The organism is Bradyrhizobium sp. 604_D8_N2_3, from assembly GCF_051810765.1.
Taxonomy (GTDB): Bacteria; Pseudomonadota; Alphaproteobacteria; order Rhizobiales; family Xanthobacteraceae; genus Bradyrhizobium; species Bradyrhizobium barranii.
Window position 1 is genome coordinate 5044489 of the sequence record NZ_JBPWPM010000001.1, and the last position, 19439, is coordinate 5063927.

Consider the following 19439-nt stretch of genomic DNA (forward strand, 5'->3'; position numbering starts at 1 on the left):
GAGGATGACAGCACAGTCAGTCAAATGGTGGTCGCTGGTCCACAAATGGACCAGCCTGGTCTGCACGCTATTCCTCCTGATGCTTTGCATCACCGGGCTCCCACTGATCTTTCATGACGAGATCGACGAGCTCTTCAAGTCGGAAGCCTCGGCCCGGGAGCTCCCGGCGGATACTCCGCAGGCTCCGCTAAGCCGGCTGGTCGACGCCGCCAAGGCGCGCTATCCGCAGCGCTACCTCCAGGTGCTCGGCTGGGACGACGATCGCGCCAACGTCGTCAACGTATTCCTCTCGGCTACGCCCGAAGCTCCCCCCGGCCAACGTTTCCTGAAACTGTCGTTCGATTCCAGGACCGCCGAACTGATCGGCGAAGACACGCAGCAGGGCGGCCTGATGAGCGCCATCCGCATATTCCACCGCGACATGTTCTTGGGGTTGCCGGGTGAACTGTTTCTCGGCGTCATGGGCCTGTTGTTTGTCATCGCGATCGTTTCCGGCATCATGCTCTACGCGCCCTTCATGCGCCGGCTCAACTTCGGCACGGTGCGTCGTATCGGCGCGTCGCGGGTGAAATGGCTCGACCTGCACAATCTGATCGGCGGAGTGACTCTCATATGGCTGCTTGCCGTCGGCGTCACCGGTGTCATCAACACGATATCGTTGCCGCTGTTCTCCGCCTGGCGCGCGGAGGTGATGCCGGAGCTGATCGCGCCGCACTTGGGCAAGCCGCCGCTTGCGAAATGGGCCGACGTCGACGACGTCATGGCCGCAGCACGTCGGGCGCTCGACGGCAATACGCCGGCCAGCATCATCTTTCCGACGGTCGCAAGGTTTGGGACACCACGGCACTTCATCGTCTGGACCAAGGGCACGACGCCGATCACCTCGCGCCTGTTCACGCCCGCGATGCTCGACGCCGAAACCGGGCAGCTCGTCACCGCGCGTGGCTTGCCGTGGTATCTCAGGGCGTTGCAGGTATCGCGCCCGCTTCATTTCGGGGACTACGGCAGCCTGCCGCTGAAGATCATCTGGGCGCTGTTCGATCTTGCCGCGATCGTCGTGCTTGCCAGCGGCGTCTATCTCTGGCTCGGCAAGCGCAAATCGCCTCGCGTCACCACGCGCGCGCAGGACGGGCCGCCTGTCGTAGCGACATCCGGGATCCGTCCATGAAGCGCGAGCGCCACACCATGGACGAGATCTTTCGCTGGCCGCTCCTGCTCGGGGGGCTCATCCTTGTCGGGCTGGCGTCGGCGCTGTTCGGCGACGATGGCTGGGACGCGCTGTCCTGGGCAACACTGGCAATTCCGCTGGCCGTGCTCGGCTGGAAGGCATCGCGCCAGCCGCATCTTCCAGGATCATAGGCCGGACACCGGCGCGTTGTGCCGTGCCGGACCTATCCGGTTGATTGCAACCGTCAACGGGGACGACACCTGACGGGATCGGCTCGATCTACGAACCGTTCCCGTTCTCGCCGTTCCCGCTATCGGCCTCTTCCGTGATGTGCTCGACCGAGACGACGTGCTCGTCCTCGGCGGTGTCGAACACGATCACGCCCTGGGTCGAGCGACCGGCGACGCGGATGCCTTCGACCGGGCAGCGGATGAGCTGGCCCTTGTCCGTGACCAGCATGATCTGGTCGGCGTCTTCCACGGGGAAGGAGGCCACCAGATTGCCGTTGCGGTTGTTGACGCTCATGGCGACGATGCCTTTGCCGCCGCGGCCAGTGGTGCGGTACTCGTAGGACGAGGTCCGCTTGCCGTAGCCGTTGACGGAGACGGTGAGCACGACCTGCTCGGCCGCCGACATCTCGACATAGCGCTCCTGCGGGAGCTGGAAGCTGCCGGAGGTTGTCTCTTCGGCCTCGGCATCCGCCGGAGCCTCGTCGACCACGGCTTCGCCGGCCACCGCACGACGCATCTTCAAATAGGCCGAACGTTCGTCCGAGGTGGTCTCCATGTGGCGCAGGATCGCCAGCGAGATCACCTTGTCGCCCTCGCCAAGCGCAATGCCGCGCACACCCATCGAGGTGCGCCCGGTGAAGACGCGCACGTCGGTGACGGGGAAGCGGATGCACTGGCCGCCGGCGCCGGTCAAAAGCACGTCGTCGTGCTCGGTGCAGATCTGCACGTCCACGATCGCTTCATTCTCGTCCAGCTTCATGGCGATGATGCCGGAGCGGCGGACGTCGACGAAGTCGGACAGCTTGTTGCGCCGGACGTTGCCGCCGGTGGTGGCGAACATCACGTCGAGGTTGCCCCAGGTCGATTCATCTTCCGGCAGCGGCATGATGGTGGTGATGCGCTCGCCCTGCTCCAGCGGCAGGATGTTGATCAGCGCCTTGCCGCGCGCGTTCGGCGCGGCCATCGGCAGGCGCCACACCTTCTCCTTGTAGACCTGGCCGCGCGACGAGAAGAACAGCACCGGTGTGTGCGTCGACGCCACGAACAGGCGGCTGACGAAATCCTCGTCGCGGGTCTGCATGCCGGCGCGACCCTTGCCGCCGCGGCGCTGCGCCCGGTAGGCCGACAGCGGCACGCGCTTGACGTAGCCGGCGTGGGAGACGGTGACGACCATATCCTCGCGCTGGATCAGGTCCTCGTCCTCGACCTCGCCCTCCTGCTCGATGATCACGGTGCGGCGCGGGGTCGCGAACTCGGCCTTCACCTCGGCGAGCTCGGTCTTGATGATGCCCAGCACGCGGGCGCGCGAGCGCAGGATGTCGAGATAGTCGGCGATCTCGCCGGCGAGCTTGTCGAGCTCGTCGCGGATTTCGTCGCGGCCGAGCGCGGTGAGGCGCTGAAGGCGCAGGTCGAGAATGGCCCTCGCCTGCTCCATCGACAGCCGGATCGTGCCGTCCTCGCTGATGCGGTGACGCGGATCGTCGATCAGCGTCAGCATGTCCTCGACGTCCCGTGCCGGCCAGTCGCGCGCCATCAGGGTGTCGCGGGCAGTGGTCGGGTCGGGCGAGGTCCGGATGACGCGGATCATCTCGTCGATATTGGCGACCGCGATCGCCAGACCGACCAGGATGTGGGCGCGATCGCGCGCCTTGGCGAGCAGGAACTTGGTGCGCCGCGTGACGACCCGCTCGCGGAAATCGACGAAGATCGCCAGCAGGTCCTTCAGATGCATGATCCGCGGACGTCCGCTGTCGAGCGCCACCATGTTGACGCCGAAGCTCGTCTGCAGCGGCGTGAACCTGTACAGCTGGTTCAGCACCACATCCGGCACGGCGTCGCGCTTCAATTCGATGACGACACGGTAGCCGTCGCGGTCGGATTCATCGCGCAGGTCGCCGATGCCCTCGATCTTCTTTTCCTTGACCAGCTCGGCGATGCGCTCGACCATCGTCGCCTTGTTCACCTGGTAGGGAATCTCGGTGATGATGATCGCCTCGCGCTCCTTGCGGATGGTCTCGATCGCGACCTTGCCGCGCATGACGATGGAGCCGCGGCCGAGGTGGTAGGCGGCGCGGATGCCCGCGCGTCCGAGAATGACGCCGCCGGTCGGGAAATCCGGTCCCGGAACGATGTTGATGAGTTCCTCGATGGTGAGCGCAGGATTATCGATCAACGCGACGCAGGCGTCGATGACCTCACCGAGATTGTGCGGCGGGATGTTGGTGGCCATGCCGACCGCGATGCCGCCCGCCCCGTTGACCAGGAGGTTCGGGAACTTGGCCGGCAGGACCGACGGCTCGGTTTCGTTGTTGTCGTAGTTCGGCTGGAAGTCGACGGTGTCCTTGTCGATGTCGGCCAGCAGAGCCAACGCCACCTTCGTCAGTCGCGCTTCGGTGTACCGATAGGCGGCCGGGGGATCGCCGTCGACCGAGCCGAAATTGCCCTGGCCGTCGATGAGCGGCACGCGCATCGAGAAGTCCTGCGCCATCCGGACCATGGCGTCGTAGATCGACTGGTCGCCATGCGGATGATATTTACCGATGACGTCACCGACCACGCGCGCCGACTTGACGTACTTCTTGTCGGGCGTGTGCCCCTGCTCGTTCATCGAGTAGAGGATGCGACGATGAACCGGCTTCAACCCGTCGCGCGCATCGGGCAGCGCACGCGCCACGATCACGCTCATCGCGTAATCGAGGTAGGACTTCTTCATCTCCTCGTAGATGGAAACGGGACGAATGTCCGAGGGTTGCGCCGGCTGGTCGCCGGGCTTGTTGTCGTCGTCAGCCAAGGGGAAATCCGGTGAGATTTTATCTGGGAATCATATAGCGCATCGCCCCCCTGATAACCACCCTTGCGAGGTCTGGGGAAGCGGTTTTTCCGACTGTTTTTCCAGAGACTTACGAGCTCAGCACCACTGCCTCGAGCGAAGCCGGAATGAGCCGCCGGGAACCACGTCCTAGGCTCCGAAAATCACCCGGTGCATGATCCGTCCAGGCACAAGCGTGAACAGCCCGGCAATCACGAGCGCGCCGATGAACGTCATGATCATGATACGCCGGTGATCGGCGACCCGATGGGTATGCGCCCGCCACACCGCGAGCGGTAGCATCACCAGCGTGAAGATCGACAGGAGATGGATCGGGCTGAACGGCCCGATCAGACGGATCTGGTGGATCCAGAACGACGAGGCCGCCACCACCGCCATCAGCGCCACCCAGATCCAGCCGATCGTCCGGTGCGGCAGCGTTCCCTTGGGGGCAGCAAACTGGACAAGGCCGAGCACGAAGGCGGCCATGGCGGCAAAGGCATGCAGCGGGATCGCTGGAGCAGCCTCAAGCAGCGGCGCAACGCTCATGCAGGGCTTTCTCCGATCGACGGCCGACCAATGTGAATAGAATTAACATCAAGTTAATATCATTCACATCACGCCTCGTCAAAGGCCTGAGGCAGCACATGAGGCAAGCCCGGAAAAACCGAGCTTTGCCCGCCAATTGGTAAGGAATCCTGTCTCTCTACGCGAGCAAGGTGACATCAGGGGCGAAGCGCCCCGCCCGTCTCAGAACGGGATGTCGTCGTCCATGTCGCTGTTGCGGCCACCGCCGCCGCCGGCGGCAACGGCACGGCGCGGCGCGCTGCTGACGGGACCGGAGGAGCCGAAATCGCCGCCCGGCTCGTCGCCGAAGCTGCCGCCTCCACCGCCGCCGCGGCCGTCGAGCATCGTCAGGGTCGAGTTGAAGCCCTGGAGCACGACCTCGGTGGAGTACTTCTCGGCGCCGCTCTGGTCGGTCCATTTGCGGGTCTGGAGCGCGCCCTCGATGTAAACCTTCGCGCCCTTCTTCAGGTACTGCTCGGCGACCTTGCAGAGCCCTTCATTGAAGATCACGACGCGATGCCACTCGGTCTTTTCCTTGCGCTCGCCGCTATTCTTGTCGCGCCAGGTCTCCGAGGTGGCGATGCTCAAATTCGCGATCGGCCGCCCGTCCTGGGTGCGGCGGATTTCGGGATCCTTGCCGAGATTTCCAACCAGAATGACCTTGTTGACGCTTCCCGCCATCGCCGCTCTCCACTCCGAATGCCACTGAATTTTAGAAGGCCCGGGACGCGCCCGCGTCCTCTGCAACCTGTTGACGCGACCCTATACGCTTGCGCGGACGGATCGGCCCGTAACCCCTCCACTTATCCCCACATATAGCACCCCTGGCCGGTTCGTTCCAGATTTGTTCTTATGACTCCCCTCACCTTGTTGCGCTGGCAAGACGACACCGCGCTGCACAAAGACGGCCTGCGCCAAATGGAATTTCCCCGAATTCCTGAGAACGGCGAAAACAGCTTAACATTCATCAAGTTAGAGGCAGTTCAGATGCCGCCCGACTGTTGCATTCCGGAGACGGACTCCGCCGCCCGCCTAAGCTACGCTTGCCGCGGAATTAGATTCTTATAGGCGTCGCGCCTGATCAGCCGCTTCGGGGACTTCGAAAAGCGGTCAGAAACTGGGGGGACTGCAATGAATAAGATTTTGATTGGTACTATTGGTGCAATCGCGTTGGGGCTGTCGGCTCCCGCAAGCGCGGCAGATCTCGCTGCGCGTCCCTACACCAAGGCTCCGGCACCGATGATCGCGACCATCTACGACTGGAGCGGCTTCTACATCGGTATCAACGGCGGCGGCGGCACCAGCCACAAGTGCTGGGACGTCGATATCGGCGGTGGCGTTCTCGTAGGCGAAGGCTGCCACAACGCGACCGGCGGCACGGTCGGCGGCCAGGTCGGCTACCGCTGGCAGTCAGCCAACTGGGTGTTCGGCTTCGAAGGCCAGGGCAACTGGGCCGATTTCTCGGGTGACAACATCAGTGCGATCAGCGGCCTGCGCGATCGTTCGAAGATCAACGCCTTCGGCCTGATTACCGGTCAGGTCGGTTACGCCTGGAACAACGTCCTGGTCTACGTGAAGGGCGGCGGCGCCGTCGTCAGCGATCGCTACCGCAGCTTCGACGTCGCCAGCGGCCTCGAGTTCGACCGGGCCAACGAGACCCGTTGGGGCGGCACCGTGGGTGCGGGCGTCGAGTTCGGATTCGCCCCGAACTGGACCGTGGGCTTCGAGTACGACCACATCTTCCTCGGCAACCGCACCATCGGCTTCACCGGATCCGGCAATTTCGCCCCGCTCGGCGTTGCCACACGCTCCGATCGCATCAGCCAGGACGTCGATATCGGCCTCGTCCGCGTGAACTATCGCTGGGGCGGTCCGATGATCGCAAGATACTGACATCCCTCTGAAATCGCTTGGAGATCAAAGGCCGGCCTCGCGCCGGCCTTTTTGCGTGGGCAACGGGAATTATAGGTCAGTCACCGTTACGTTTTGCGATTATCGTGGCTTTTGGGAGACGCAACTTGCGGCTTTGCTCGTGTAAGCACGACATCAGTTGGACCACGGCGTCCGATGTCCTTCCGAACGCACGGAAGGCAAAAACAGAAACCGGGACTGGGATTAGTTTGAAAATGAAGAAGGTTTTGTTGGCTTCGGCCTGTTTGTTCGCTCTCGCTGCTCCGGCTTCGGCCGCTGATCTCGCGGCGCGCCCCTACACCAAGGCTCCGGTGGCGGTGGCCTCGGTCTACAACTGGACCGGCTTCTACCTCGGTATCGTCGGCGGCGGCGCCTGGGAAAACGGTTCCGGCGACCCGAAGATGAAGGGTGGCTTCGTCGGCGGCACCGCCGGCTACAACTGGCAGACCGGCAACGTCGTGTTCGGCGTCGAGGCTGATGGTTCCTGGGCTGACGTCAGCGCTTCGGCGACCGGCGCCACTGTTGTTCCCGGATTCGGCGTTGTGACCGCAACGGCGAGCTCGAAGACCGATGCCATGGGCACCGTGCGCGGCCGTATCGGCTACGCCGTCAATCAGGTCCTGTTCTACGGCACCGGCGGCTACGCCTGGATCGACAACAAGATCACCCTCTCCGCTCTCGGCCTGACCGCATCGGACAGCAAGTGGCACTCCGGCTGGACCGTCGGCGCGGGCGTCGAGGCGTTCTTCGCTCCGCAGTGGTCGGTCAAGGGCGAGTACCTCTATCGCAGCCTCGGCGGCGAGACCTACTTCTCGGGCGCCCTGCCCACCGGCACGCTCAACTTCCACACCGTGCAGGTCGGCGTGAACTATCACTTCGGGGGCCCGGTGGTCGCGAAGTACTGAGCTTCGCTTCCAACGCACCGCGTTACGAAAGGCCGGCCTTGCGCCGGCCTTTTTGTTTTCGCGCGTCCAGATCCAGGCCAACCGATTCCCAACGTTTTCGGGGAAAGCTGTGGTATCCCGGTGACACAACCTTCGGCTTCAATGGTGTAGAGCAATGACATCGGTTGGGTCATTGGGTCGGCCGTTTTTGGTCGACAAAGAGAAACGAAACTGGGGAATTGAAATGAAGAAGGTTTTGCTGGCCTCGGCCAGTCTGTTCGCACTCAGCGCGTTGGCTCCCGCCTCGGCGGCCGATTTGGCGGCCCGCCCCTACACCAAGGCGCCCATTGCTGTGGCCTCGATCTACAACTGGAGCGGGTTCTACCTCGGCATCAACGGCGGCGGCGCTTCGAGCCGCAACTGCTGGGATGTCAACAATATCTTCGGCGTTGCGGGTCCGGACACGGCTGAAGGCTGTCACAATGCGACAGGCGGCGTCGTCGGTGGCCAGGTCGGTTATCGCTGGCAGTCGGCCAGCTGGGTGTTCGGCCTTGAAGCCCAGGGCGACTGGGCCAATCTGAAGGGCTCGAATACGAGCGTGGCGCTTGCTCCGCTGGTCAACGAGACCAAGATCGACGCGATCGGCCTGTTCACCGGCCAGGTCGGCTATGCCTGGAACAATGTGCTCTGGTACGTGAAGGGTGGCGCGGCGGTCACGCATGCCAAGTACAACGGCACGGTCGTCGGCGTGGTCCTCGACAGCGCAAGCGAGACGCGCTGGGGCGGCGCGGTCGGCACCGGCCTCGAATTCGGCTTCGCGCCGAACTGGTCCGTTGCCATCGAATACGACCATCTGTTCATGGGCAAGCGCAACAACTCGTTCACGTTTCTCGGCATCAACGACCGCATCGACCGTATCAAGCAGGACGTCGACATGGGCACGGTCCGCGTGAACTACACCTTCGGCGGCCCGGTCGTGGCGAAGTACTAACCGTCGCCTCCGACGCCATCGCGTTACGAAAGGCCGGCCTTGCGCCGGCCTTTTTGTTTTCGCGCGTACGGCATGAGCGTTTGCGGACAAGTTCCATTTTCGGCGCGCTGTGACCCTCCGGTGACAGACTGTCACACCTCAAAGGTTGTATCGAAGATCGCAACAACTTCGGCCGTGGGGGGTCCGTCTTGAACAAGTTTATGCTTGCCGCCGCCGGCATAGTCGCGATGACCACGTCCGTTTCGGCGGCCGATCTGGCGGCGAGGCCCTACACCAAAGCTCCTGCCCCGATGATCGCCGCGGTCTACGATTGGAGCGGCTTCTACATCGGCGCCAACGGTGGTGGCGGCTGGAGCCATAATTGCTGGGACATCGTTACCAACATCCTCGGTGCGCCGGTCACTCCCCCCGCATCGGAGGGCTGCCACACCGCGACCGGCGGCGTGGCCGGCGGCCAGGCCGGCTTTCGCTGGCAAAGCGCGTCGTGGGTGTTCGGCGTGGAAGGCCAGGGCGACTGGGCTCACCTTAGCGGCTCCAATGGACCGAGCCTGGCTGCCGGCGGCGTCGGCTCAGACCGCTCGAAGATCAACGCCTTCGGTCTCGTGACCGGCCAGGTCGGCTACGCCTGGAGCAATGTGCTGTTCTACGCGAAGGGTGGTGCGATGGTTGTGAGCGACAAATACGAAGGCTTAACCACTGCCACCGGCTTCGTGTTCGACAGGGCGAATGAAACGCGCTGGGGCGGAGCGGTTGGTGCTGGCCTCGATTTCGGCGTAACGCCCAACATCGTGGTCGGCGTCGATTATGTGCACGGCTTCATGGGATCGCGCGACAACCGCTTTACGTTCAACAACGGCACGTTCTCGCGCGCCGATCGGATCCGCCAGGACGTTGACATTGCAACGGCCCGCGTCAGTTACAGGTTCGGCGGCCCCCTCATCGCCAAATACTGATCTTCGCCTCCGACGCCATCGCGTTACGAAAGGCCGGCCTTGTGCCGGCCTTTTTGTTTTCGCGCGAGGGTGCACCCAACCGTCTTGGAGTCGTGAGGCGCGCGCAAGGCGTCCGCGAATGGCTTTGACGAGTTGGGGACGTGACATGAAGACGTGGATGCTGGCTGCGGTCAGCCTGTTCGCAGTCGGCGCGGTCGCGCCGGCTACCGCCGCCGATCTACCGATCTACAAGGCACCGGCGGCCGCCGTTCCCCTCTACGACTGGAGCGGCATCTATGTCGGCATCAACGGCGGCGGCGGGCTGGCCCATGCATGCTGGGGCGTGACCCGCGCGCTCGGCGTCGCTGTCGATCCGGCCGTTGGCGAAGGCTGTCACAATGCGGGCGGTGGCACGATCGGCGGACAACTCGGCTATCGCTGGCAGAAGTCGCGCTGGGTGTTCGGCATCGAGGGCCAGGGCAACTGGGCCGACTTCAAGGGCAGCAATGTCAGCGTGGCGCTGCCGCTGTTCACCAACCAGACCAAGATCGACAGCTTCGGCCTGTTCACTGGCCAGATGGGCTACGCCGTCAACAACCTGCTCTTCTATGGCAAGGCTGGCGCCGCGGTGGCGCACGACAAGTACGACACCTTCGTCCCCGGCGTCCCGGCGGCGGTGTTCAACAGCGTCAACCAGACCCGCTGGGGCTACACCATCGGCATCGGCGTGGAATGGGGCTTTGCCGAGAACTGGTCGGTCGGCGGCGAGTACAACCATGTCTTCCTCGGCCATCACAGCGCCGACTTCGCAACGCTCGTCGGCGGCTTCGCCCCGCGCACCGACCGGATCGGCCAGGATATCGACATGGGCCTGATCCGCATCAATTACCGCTGGGGCGGCCCGGTCGTCGCCAAATACTGAGACAAAGCTCCCTCAGGAACCTCCAAGTCCTGATCATGTGCGGATTGCCCCAAATCCGCATTCAAACGCGAACGAAGGGCTGGCCTCGCGCCGGCCCTTCGCATGTTCCGGGGGGCCTGCTCCTGCCAGATGCCGCCAGCGCGCCAACAATCCGTTGACGATTCGCACACGCCACTGGAAATCTGCTCCCGTTCTTCCTACGTTCGCTGCCATACCCATCGGCGCCGATCCCGGTTCCGGGCGACGCGCGCCTTTTTTGTTGGCGCGATCGCGCACCTTTGGGATTCCTTGAGGGCAACTCGGATGGATGAAGTGATCAAGGCGAAGCGCCAACAGCAGAACGCGGGATCCAGCCTGCGCGCAATTACGATCCGTGGCGCGCGCGAGCACAACCTCAAGAATGTCGACGTCGAGATCCCCCGCGACAAGCTGGTGGTGTTCACCGGGCTGTCAGGCTCCGGCAAATCCTCGCTCGCCTTCGACACCATCTACGCCGAGGGCCAGCGCCGCTACGTCGAATCGCTGTCGGCCTATGCGCGTCAGTTCCTGGAGATGATGCAGAAGCCTGATGTCGACCAGATCGACGGCCTGTCGCCGGCGATCTCGATCGAGCAGAAGACGACGTCGAAGAACCCGCGCTCGACCGTCGGCACCGTCACCGAGATCTACGACTACATGCGCCTGCTCTGGGCGCGCGTCGGCGTGCCCTATTCGCCCGCCACGGGTCTGCCGATCGAGAGCCAGACCGTCTCGCAGATGGTCGACCGCGTGCTGGCGCTGCCCGAAGGCACCCGCCTCTATCTGCTCGCCCCCGTCGTGCGCGGCCGCAAGGGCGAGTATCGCAAGGAGCTCGCCGAATGGCTCAAGAAGGGCTTTCAGCGCGTCAAGATCGACGGCACCTTCCATGAGCTCGCGGAGGCGCCGACGCTCGACAAGAAATTTCCGCACGACATCGACGTCGTGGTCGACCGCATCGTGGTGCGCGCCGACATCGGCCAGCGCCTCGCCGAGAGCTTTGAGACCGCGCTGAAGCTCGCGGAGGGCCTCGCCGTCGTCGAGTTCGCCGATGCGCCTGCAGCGGCCGCGCCCGTCGAGGAGAAGAAGAAGACCGCAAAAATCCACGACAAGAGCGGGCCTGAGCGCATCCTGTTCTCGGAAAAATTCGCTTGCCCCGTCTCCGGCTTCACGATTCCGGAGATCGAGCCGCGCCTGTTCTCGTTCAACAATCCCTACGGCGCCTGCCCGGCCTGCGGCGGCCTCGGCGTCGAGCAGCATGTCGACGAAGACCTCGTCATCCCCGACAAGGAGCTCGCCATTGGCAAGGGCGCGATCGCGCCCTGGGCCAAGTCGTCATCGCCCTACTACGTGCAGACGCTGACGGCGCTCGGCAAGCACTACAAGTTCACGCTGACCACCAAATGGAAGGATCTGCCGAAGAAGACGCAGAACGCGATCCTCCTTGGCTCGGGCGAGGATGAGATCAAGTTCTCCTACGAAGACGGCGTCCGCTCCTACGACACCAAGAAGCCGTTCGAGGGCGTCATCACCAACATCAACCGCCGCTATCGCGAGACCGAGAGCGAGTGGGCGCGCGAGGAGCTCGCAAAATATTTCCACGACGTCCCCTGCGAGGGCTGCAAGGGTTTCCGGCTGAAGCCCGAGGCGCTCTGCGTCAAGATCGGCGGCAAGCATATCGGCGAGATCTCGGAGCTGTCGGTCAGGAAGGCCGGCGAATGGTTCGAGACCGTGCCCGAAGCGCTGAACACGCAGCAGAACGAGATCGCCGGCCGCATCCTCAAGGAGATCCGCGAGCGCCTCACCTTCCTGCTCGACGTCGGCCTCAACTACCTCACTCTGTCCCGCTCCTCCGGCACGCTGTCCGGCGGCGAGAGCCAGCGCATCCGCCTCGCCTCGCAGATCGGCTCGGGGCTGACGGGCGTGCTCTACGTGCTGGACGAGCCCTCGATCGGCCTGCACCAGCGCGACAACGCCCGCCTGCTCGACACGCTGAAGCGCCTGCGCGACCTCGGCAACACCGTGATCGTCGTCGAGCATGACGAGGACGCGATCCTGCTCGCCGACTACGTCCTCGACATCGGGCCCGGCGCCGGCATGCATGGCGGCAACATCGTCGCCGAAGGCACGCCCGCCGAGATCATGCGCAACCCGAAATCTCTCACCGGCAAATATCTCACCGGCGAGCTCGAGGTCGAGGTGCCGGAGCGGCGCCCGCCGAACCATCGCCGCACCATCAAGGTGGTCAACGCGCGCGGCAACAACCTCAAGAACGTCACGGCCGAGATTCCGCTCGGCCTGTTCACGGCCGTCACCGGCGTCTCCGGCGGCGGCAAGTCGACGCTGCTGATCGACACGCTTTACAAGGCCATCGCCCGCAAGCTGAACAACGCCAGCGAAGGCGCCGCACCCCACGATCGCATCGAGGGTCTCGAGCACATCGACAAGATCATCGACATCGACCAGTCGCCGATCGGCCGCACCCCGCGCTCGAACCCCGCGACCTACACCGGCGCCTTCACGCCGATCCGCGAATGGTTCGCCGGCCTGCCCGAAGCGAAGGCGCGCGGCTACGAGCCCGGCCGCTTCTCCTTCAACGTCAAGGGCGGCCGCTGCGAGGCCTGCCAGGGCGACGGCGTCATCAAGATCGAGATGCACTTCCTGCCCGACGTCTACGTCACCTGCGACGTCTGCAAGGGCAAGCGTTACAATCGCGAGACGCTGGAGGTCCTGTTCAAGGGCAAGAGCATCGCCGACGTGCTTGACATGACCGTCGAGGAAGCCGCCGACTTCTTCAAGGCGGTGCCGCGCGTGCGCGAAACCTTCCAGACCCTGCACCGCGTCGGCCTCGACTACATCCATGTCGGCCAGCAGGCCACAACCCTGTCGGGCGGCGAAGCCCAGCGCGTCAAGCTGGCCAAGGAACTGTCAAAGCGCGCCACCGGGCGCACGCTCTACATCCTGGACGAGCCGACCACTGGCCTGCACTTCCACGACGTCAAGAAGTTGCTGGAGGTGCTGCACGAGCTGGTCGCCCAGGGCAACACGGTCGTCGTCATCGAGCACAATCTCGAAGTCATAAAGACCGCCGACTGGGTCATCGACCTCGGCCCCGAAGGCGGCGACGGCGGCGGCGAGATCGTCGCCTGGGGCCCGCCGGAAGACATTGCGAAAGCGCCGCGGAGCTACACGGGGAAGTTTCTGGAGCCGGTGCTGAAGAAGGCACGGAAGCCGAAGCGGCGGAGCACGAGCGAGGCGGCGGAGTAGAATTCACTCCGCCTCGTCCGCGGGATCATCGGGGAAAGTCTGCATGTGTCCGCGATGCCCAGCCGCACCTACACGCTCTTCAGCAAGGCAATCCTCGCCGAGCAGCAGGTAACCTGCATCTACGAGGGGCGCTATCGCGAGCTCTGCCCCCACATCCTCGGCACCAACAAGATGGGTGAGGAAGCCGTCCTCGCCTGGCAATTTGGCGGTGAGAGCAGCGGACCTCTGCCGCAATGGCGATGCCTGAAGCTCGCCAATATCACCAACGCCCGCACGCGCGATGGCCACTGGCACGAGGGCGGCTCTCACCGGACTACGCAGACCTGCGTCAGCAACATCGATCTCGACATCAATGTTCACGTGCGCAAATTGCGGTGACGCACATGCGTCCCACGGCTGACGGCCTTGCCGGCCATGATCGCAGGGTTGATTTCAATGCGCTCGTGTCGCATGACTGTCCTCGAATTCTCCTGAAATAATAGCACGCCACATCACGTTTTTCAGCGAACTCCAAAACCCGCCTCAAATGCCCTACTCCCTCGCCATCTTCGACCTCGACGGCACGCTGGCCGACAGCTTTCCGTGGTTCCTGCGCACCATCAACGATGTCGCCGATCGCTTCAATTTTCGTCGCGTCGCGGATGACGAAATCGAAGCGCTGCGGCATGCCTCGTCGCGCGAGATCCTCGCCCGGCTCGAGGTACCGCTGTGGAAGCTGCCGGCGATCGCGCGGCATGCGCGGCGACTGAAGGCGGAGGCTGCTAGCGAGATTCCCCTGTTCGCTGGCGTCGAGACGATGCTGCGGACGCTGGCCGGGAACGGCGTGCAGCTCGCGCTGGTGACCTCGGACAGCGAAGCCAATGCGCGCGAGAAGCTCGGCGATTCCGCCGCCCTGTTCGCGCATTTCGACTGCGCGGCATCGCTGTTCGGCAAGCCCGCGAAATTCCGCCGCGTGATCCGGCGCGCGGGCGTGGAGCCAGGCCGCGTGATCGCGATCGGCGACGAGGTCCGCGATATCGAGGCGGCGCGGGCGGTGGGGATTGCCTGCGGCGCGGTGAGTTGGGGCTACGCCGCGCCGGCGGCGCTGCGGGCGCTTGCGCCCGATCACATGTTCGCGCAGATGGAAGAGATCGCAGACGTGGTCAGCCGGATTTCGCTCAAGGCCTGATCCGCAATCGGCGCCCGGCCCAAGGAGACGGTGATGACACTCTCGGACGCAGCCCGCCTGAAACTCCTGGAGCCGCCGGTCGGCAAGGTGCGCGTGGTGCTCGACACCGACACCTACAACGAGATCGACGATCAGTTCGCGCTGGTACAGATGCTGCTGTCGAAGGACCGGTTCGACGTCGAGGCGATCTACGCCGCGCCGTTCTTCAACACACGCGCCGACAGTCCCGGCCACGGCATGGAGCTGAGCTACCAGGAAATCCTACGCCTGCTGGAGCGCCTCAACGTCGCACCGGACGGCCTCGTCCATCGCGGCGTCACCGATTATGTCGGCCGCGGCAAGACGGCGCAGGCGGCCCCCGCCGTCGACGACCTCGTGGCCCGGGCGCGCGCAGGCTCCCCTGACAATCCGCTCTACGTCATTGCCATCGGCGCCATCAGCAATATCGCCTCGGCGCTGCTCAAGGCCCCCGACATCATCGACCGCGTGGTGGTGGTCTGGCTTGGCGGTCATGCGCTGGAATGGCCGCACACGATCGAGTTCAACCTCAAGCAGGACGTCGGCGGCGCGCAGGTGCTTTTCGACAGCGGCGTGCCGCTCGTGCTCGTGCCATGCAAGGGCGTCACCTCGCACCTTCACAGCACGGTGCCGGAGATCGAGCGCTACGTCGAACCGCATGGCAGCATCGGCGCGTTCCTCGCCATGCGCTTCAAGGACTATTCGTCCGATCATCTGGGTTGGGCCAAGGAGATCTGGGACATGGCGCCGGTCGGCTGGCTGCTGAATCCCGCGTGGGCACCGAGCGTGATCATCCCGGCCCCGGTTCTCACGGATCAGATCACGTGGAGCGTCGACCGCCGGCGGCATCCGATCCGCTACGTGACCTATGTGGACCGCAACCCGATCCTGAAGGACTTTTTCCTGAAGTTGAAGGCGTTTGCCGCGCCGAAGGTGCCGTAGGGTGGGCAAAGCGACTTGTCCGACGTAGCTCGAAGAGCGAAGGCGGAAGCGTGCCCACCATTGCGTGCCGAGGCAGCGGAGAGATGGTGGGCACGGCGCGCCGCGCCTTTGCCCACCCTACGCCCCCTACTCCGTCCGCCTGAGAAACGCCCCGAACGCGCGCGGGCCGTCGCCGGTCTTGACCTCGCCGATCACCTTCAGCTCGGTGGCATCGATGATGCTCAATGTGTTGCTCTCCCAGCACGCGACGATGACGCGCTTGCCGTCGGCGGTCGCATTGATGCCTTCGGGATAGTCGCCGACATTGATCCGCTTCACCGGCTTCAGCGTCGCCAGGTCGAACACGCTGACGGTGCCGCCATATTGGTCGGTGACGAAGCCGCGCCCTTGCGTCAGCGCTACCGCATAGGGACGCATCCCGACCGGCACGCGGCCGATCTCTTGGCTCGCGGCGATGTCGATTACCGAGACGTCGTTGGAGCCGACATTGGCGGTGTAGGCGCGTTTTCCCTCGGCATCGATGGTGACGCCGAACGGACGGGTCCCGACCTTGATGGTCGCCCTGCGCTCACGCGTTGCGGTGTCCACCACCGAGACGCTGTCGTCGTCGCGGTCCGCCGAGAGCAGCAGCCTGCCATCAGGCGTCACCGCGAGGCCGGACGGGGACGCGCCGACCGCGATGCTGGCCGTGACGCTGCGCGAGGCCGTATCGATCACCCGCACCGCGGCGGCATACCAGTCGGCGACGTAGAGCGTCTTGCCATCCGGCGTCACGGCAATGCCGAGCGGCCCGCCGCCGACCTCGATTCGCCCCGAGACCTGCCGCGTTGCCGCGTCGACCACGGTCACCGCCTTGGCGTCCGGACTCGTGACATAGGCAAAGCGCCCGTCCGCGCTGACGGCCACGCCGGCCGGCTTGCCGCCGATCGGGATGGTCGCGACGCTGCGCGATGTCGCGAGGTCCACGACCATCAGATCGTCGCTGAGCTGGTTGGTGACGAACGCCTCTTCGGCGGACGCGCTGCCAATACTGGCAGCGCAAAGGCTGGCGGCGAGCGCCGCCAGGACCCGCGCCCGCACGGTCAGCTTCCGCTCTCGATCTTCTTCTTCAGCGCTTCGAGCCCGGCCTGATAGAGCCCCTTCACCGCCTTCACCGCGGCTTCGTCGCTCAGCTCCGGCGGCGGATCGTTGTTGGGGAAGCCGCGGTAGAACGCGCCCGCCCATTCCAGCGTCGCGCCCTTGCCGTCGGCGCTCGGCGTCACCGCCAGCGTCGAGGAATAATTGGTGACCGGCAGCACCTTCACGTCCACCTTGGTGATCCGGTAGGAATAGGTCATCGCGGCAGCGTCGAACTTGTAGAGTTCCTCATCGACGGTGGCGCCTCCCGTCAGGGTCAGCCGCCGCGTCGCTTCGATCTCATTGCCTTTCTCGCCCTCGGTCTTGGTAACAGGCGGGAGCCAGCTCATGTCCTGGAAATTGCCGATCGCGGCCCACACTTTGGCCGGCGGCGCGTTGATCTCGATGGATTCGCGCACCTTCTGCCGGGTCGGCCCATGTGCCCAGGCCGGGCCAAACGCCGCCGTCAAAGCCACCGCGCCCGCGGCAGTCAGCACCGCGCCCATGACCGTGCGCCGTCCAATCGTCACCCTCATCTCGTTTCCTCATGCGTCTCGTTGATCGTGCGCGACTTGAAGCGCGCTGGGATCATGGTAACGCATTTTGCGGCCGAGGGGAGACCTGTTCATGGCGGCGTTGCGGCGCGGGCTCGCGCGTCCCACAACCACCCCTTGCGCCGCCCGGCGGGCAAAACACCCAATGGACGGGTCAACCACACCACGCAGAAATAATTCTCTTTATCCGAATTTCGGATTATCATATAGAAAGCCATCCCACCCCGGGCCGAGGGGCGTTATCGCGATCGTCACGACACGCGGGATGGGACGTGGTGGACGCAGGCGGCGTCGGCGCGAAGGTGGTTTGCAGGGCGGGCAACCGTGAGCGAACGCCGCGCGCACACGACCGGTGCAGCCTGTGTACGGTAAAACCGTGCCGTCCTGGCGCCCGGAGCCTGTGCGCCAAGTCTTGCGGTGATGTGGCGGCCCGACCGGGCGCGCACATCAGTCATCCGCAAGGTGACGGGGGCAATAGTGCATCGCTCCCCGGGGAGAGCTCGGCATAAGCCGTAAAACCACTGCGCAGGGAAGGCCGGATGTTTGGCTTCACCTGTATGCCGCTGTGCAAACTTCGTAGCGCAATTTCCGCACAGTGGACCGCGGGTGCCAGCCGGCACCCGGCCTTCCCTGCGCCCTCGGCACTTTCGAGGGTGGTGACTACAGCAAAGCTCGGGCAGATCTTGCCGCGAGGATGCGAAACCGTGCGTGCGATTTGAATTCGAATGCAAAGCTAGAATCTGCTCTCGTGCCCCGGACACAGCGCAGCGCTTCCCTGGCGATGCGCAGCATCGTCCAGTGCGGCGATGCGCTGCAGAGCCGGGGCCCATGCTGCAGCGAGCGTGTGACTGCGTGGGTCCCGGCTCTGCGCCGCACCGCTACGCGCTGCAGCGCGTCCGGGACACGAGAAGAGCGAGTGCCGTGAGAGCGCGCCCTCGCCTACTCCGCCAGCGTCGCCTCCACGAACCCGCGCGGATCGTCACAGAATTCGCGCATCACCCGGTAATGATCGGTTTGCTCCACCGTTGTCGGCTCCAGGCCGTATTTGCCCAACCGCAACAGTCTCGCGTTTGGATAGGCCATCAGCAGAGGCGCATGGGTTGCCATGATGACCTGGCAGATGCGGGACTCCTCCATGCGTCGCAAGAGCTTCAGGAATTCGATCTGACGCGCCGGCGACAGCGCCGATTCCGGCTCGTCGAAGATGAAGATGCCCTGGCGCTGGCAGCGCTCTTCGAAGAAGCGCAGAAAACCTTCGCCATGGGAATGCGACAGGAAGTCGGGGCCGGCCTGGCCGGCATCGCGTGCGGCCTTGTCGAGATATCGCGCGACCGAGAAAAAACTCTCGGCGCGAAAAAACCAGCCGTTGGTGATCTTCGGCAGCCAGCTTGCGCGCAAGGCCCTGGAAAGCTGGCCGCCCATCTTCTCCCGCGCTTCGGAATGGTCGACGGGCATGTAGCCCTTGCCTCCACCCGCATCGTCGTAGCCGGCAAGCGCTGCGATACCCTCGAGGATCGTCGACTTCCCGGTGCCATTCTCTCCGACGATGATCGTGATGGCGGCGTCGAAGTTGAGCTCGAAATCATCCGGAAAGATGGGCAGGCAAAACGGATAGGCCGCGCGATCGCTAACCTGCGACGGGTCGAGCCAGACCCGTTTCAGGTAGGGCGCCGGCAGGTTGATCGTGCGATTGCTTCTTCGGCTCATGCCCGGCTTCCAACCCGTTCCGACCCATCTTTTAATAAGAACATCTCAGGAACACAATCCTCACGAAAGCTGCATCTGAGAAACAAATGGAAACAAATTGAAACAAACCCGCCATCCGCCACCCGGGTGCGAATTAAGAAAACGTAGCTACGAGACAGTTGCCGGCATGAGGCCGGCTCCCACCTCGCGACCCCGGCAATGATTGACGGACGTCCGGGACCGTAAAGCCGCGAGGAGT

Annotated in this window: 17 protein-coding genes; 11 read left to right on the top strand and 6 right to left on the bottom strand. The window is 64.3% G+C overall.

Annotation, left to right across the window (positions count from 1 at the left end):
* The first annotated feature begins 4 nt into the window (after positions 1 to 4).
* Together AB7245_RS24020 and AB7245_RS24025 are read left to right on the top strand one after the other, a co-directional pair.
* Positions 5 to 1168 carry a PepSY-associated TM helix domain-containing protein gene (locus tag AB7245_RS24020; RefSeq protein WP_085404695.1) on the top strand — a complete coding sequence of 388 codons (1164 nt, stop codon included), beginning with the start codon at positions 5 to 7 and terminating at the stop codon, positions 1166 to 1168.
* The gene (locus AB7245_RS24025; protein ID WP_085404694.1) at positions 1165 to 1359 is read left to right on the top strand and encodes a hypothetical protein; all 195 of its coding nucleotides are present in this window, start codon (positions 1165 to 1167) and stop codon (positions 1357 to 1359) included. The genes AB7245_RS24020 and AB7245_RS24025 overlap by 4 nt, the downstream gene beginning before the upstream one ends.
* Positions 1360 to 1447: 88 nt before the next feature.
* Here AB7245_RS24025 and gyrA read toward each other — a convergent pair whose 3' ends face one another.
* The 3 genes from gyrA to AB7245_RS24040 all read right to left on the bottom strand — a co-directional run bounded on the left by gyrA (position 1448) and on the right by AB7245_RS24040 (position 5455).
* Entirely contained in the window at positions 1448 to 4189 is a 2742-nt protein-coding gene (gyrA, locus tag AB7245_RS24030; protein WP_085404693.1) for a DNA gyrase subunit A, read from the bottom strand.
* 168 nt (positions 4190 to 4357) lie between these two features.
* On the bottom strand, positions 4358 to 4756 hold the full coding sequence (locus tag AB7245_RS24035) for a DUF2306 domain-containing protein (protein WP_085404692.1): 399 nt from the start codon (positions 4754 to 4756) through the stop codon (positions 4358 to 4360).
* Positions 4757 to 4957: 201 nt separating this feature from the next.
* On the bottom strand, positions 4958 to 5455 hold the full coding sequence (locus AB7245_RS24040; protein ID WP_028153432.1) for a single-stranded DNA-binding protein: 498 nt from the start codon (positions 5453 to 5455) through the stop codon (positions 4958 to 4960).
* A gap of 450 nt (positions 5456 to 5905) precedes the next feature.
* Between AB7245_RS24040 and AB7245_RS24045 the strand changes: the two genes are divergently transcribed.
* The 9 genes from AB7245_RS24045 (at position 5906) to AB7245_RS24085 (ending at position 15824) form a co-directional block, all read left to right on the top strand.
* Positions 5906 to 6667 (top strand): outer membrane protein, encoded by a 762-nt coding sequence (locus AB7245_RS24045; protein WP_085404690.1) that lies wholly within the window; start codon positions 5906 to 5908, stop codon positions 6665 to 6667.
* Positions 6668 to 6900: 233 nt separating this feature from the next.
* Complete coding sequence (locus AB7245_RS24050) at positions 6901 to 7590, top strand: outer membrane protein (protein WP_085404689.1); 690 nt, start codon at positions 6901 to 6903, stop codon at positions 7588 to 7590.
* 223 nt (positions 7591 to 7813) lie between these two features.
* Complete coding sequence (locus tag AB7245_RS24055; RefSeq protein WP_085404688.1) at positions 7814 to 8560, top strand: outer membrane protein; 747 nt, start codon at positions 7814 to 7816, stop codon at positions 8558 to 8560.
* A gap of 188 nt (positions 8561 to 8748) precedes the next feature.
* On the top strand, positions 8749 to 9513 hold the full coding sequence (locus AB7245_RS24060; RefSeq protein ID WP_085404687.1) for an outer membrane protein: 765 nt from the start codon (positions 8749 to 8751) through the stop codon (positions 9511 to 9513).
* 145 nt (positions 9514 to 9658) lie between these two features.
* Positions 9659 to 10414, top strand: coding sequence for an outer membrane protein (locus AB7245_RS24065; protein WP_085404686.1), 756 nt, complete (start codon positions 9659 to 9661; stop codon positions 10412 to 10414).
* 303 nt (positions 10415 to 10717) lie between these two features.
* Complete coding sequence (uvrA, locus tag AB7245_RS24070) at positions 10718 to 13696, top strand: excinuclease ABC subunit UvrA (protein WP_354078838.1); 2979 nt, start codon at positions 10718 to 10720, stop codon at positions 13694 to 13696.
* 45 nt (positions 13697 to 13741) lie between these two features.
* On the top strand, positions 13742 to 14074 hold the full coding sequence (locus tag AB7245_RS24075) for a hypothetical protein (RefSeq protein WP_144030845.1): 333 nt from the start codon (positions 13742 to 13744) through the stop codon (positions 14072 to 14074).
* A 148-nt stretch (positions 14075 to 14222) separates the two neighbouring features.
* On the top strand, positions 14223 to 14864 hold the full coding sequence (locus AB7245_RS24080; RefSeq protein WP_085404683.1) for an HAD-IA family hydrolase: 642 nt from the start codon (positions 14223 to 14225) through the stop codon (positions 14862 to 14864).
* 33 nt (positions 14865 to 14897) lie between these two features.
* Entirely contained in the window at positions 14898 to 15824 is a 927-nt protein-coding gene (locus AB7245_RS24085) for a nucleoside hydrolase (RefSeq protein WP_085404682.1), read from the top strand.
* A gap of 126 nt (positions 15825 to 15950) precedes the next feature.
* Here the strand turns inward: AB7245_RS24085 and AB7245_RS24090 are convergent, their stop codons facing one another.
* The 3 genes from AB7245_RS24090 to AB7245_RS24100 all read right to left on the bottom strand — a co-directional run bounded on the left by AB7245_RS24090 (position 15951) and on the right by AB7245_RS24100 (position 19201).
* A complete protein-coding gene (locus AB7245_RS24090; protein ID WP_085404681.1) occupies positions 15951 to 16904 on the bottom strand; it encodes a cytochrome D1 domain-containing protein in 954 nt (317 codons plus the stop codon).
* Between the two features lie 2 nt (positions 16905 to 16906).
* Positions 16907 to 17476 carry an SRPBCC family protein gene (locus AB7245_RS24095; protein WP_085404680.1) on the bottom strand — a complete coding sequence of 190 codons (570 nt, stop codon included), beginning with the start codon at positions 17474 to 17476 and terminating at the stop codon, positions 16907 to 16909.
* A 957-nt stretch (positions 17477 to 18433) separates the two neighbouring features.
* On the bottom strand, positions 18434 to 19201 hold the full coding sequence (locus tag AB7245_RS24100; protein WP_085404679.1) for an AAA family ATPase: 768 nt from the start codon (positions 19199 to 19201) through the stop codon (positions 18434 to 18436).
* Positions 19202 to 19439 lie beyond the last annotated feature (238 nt).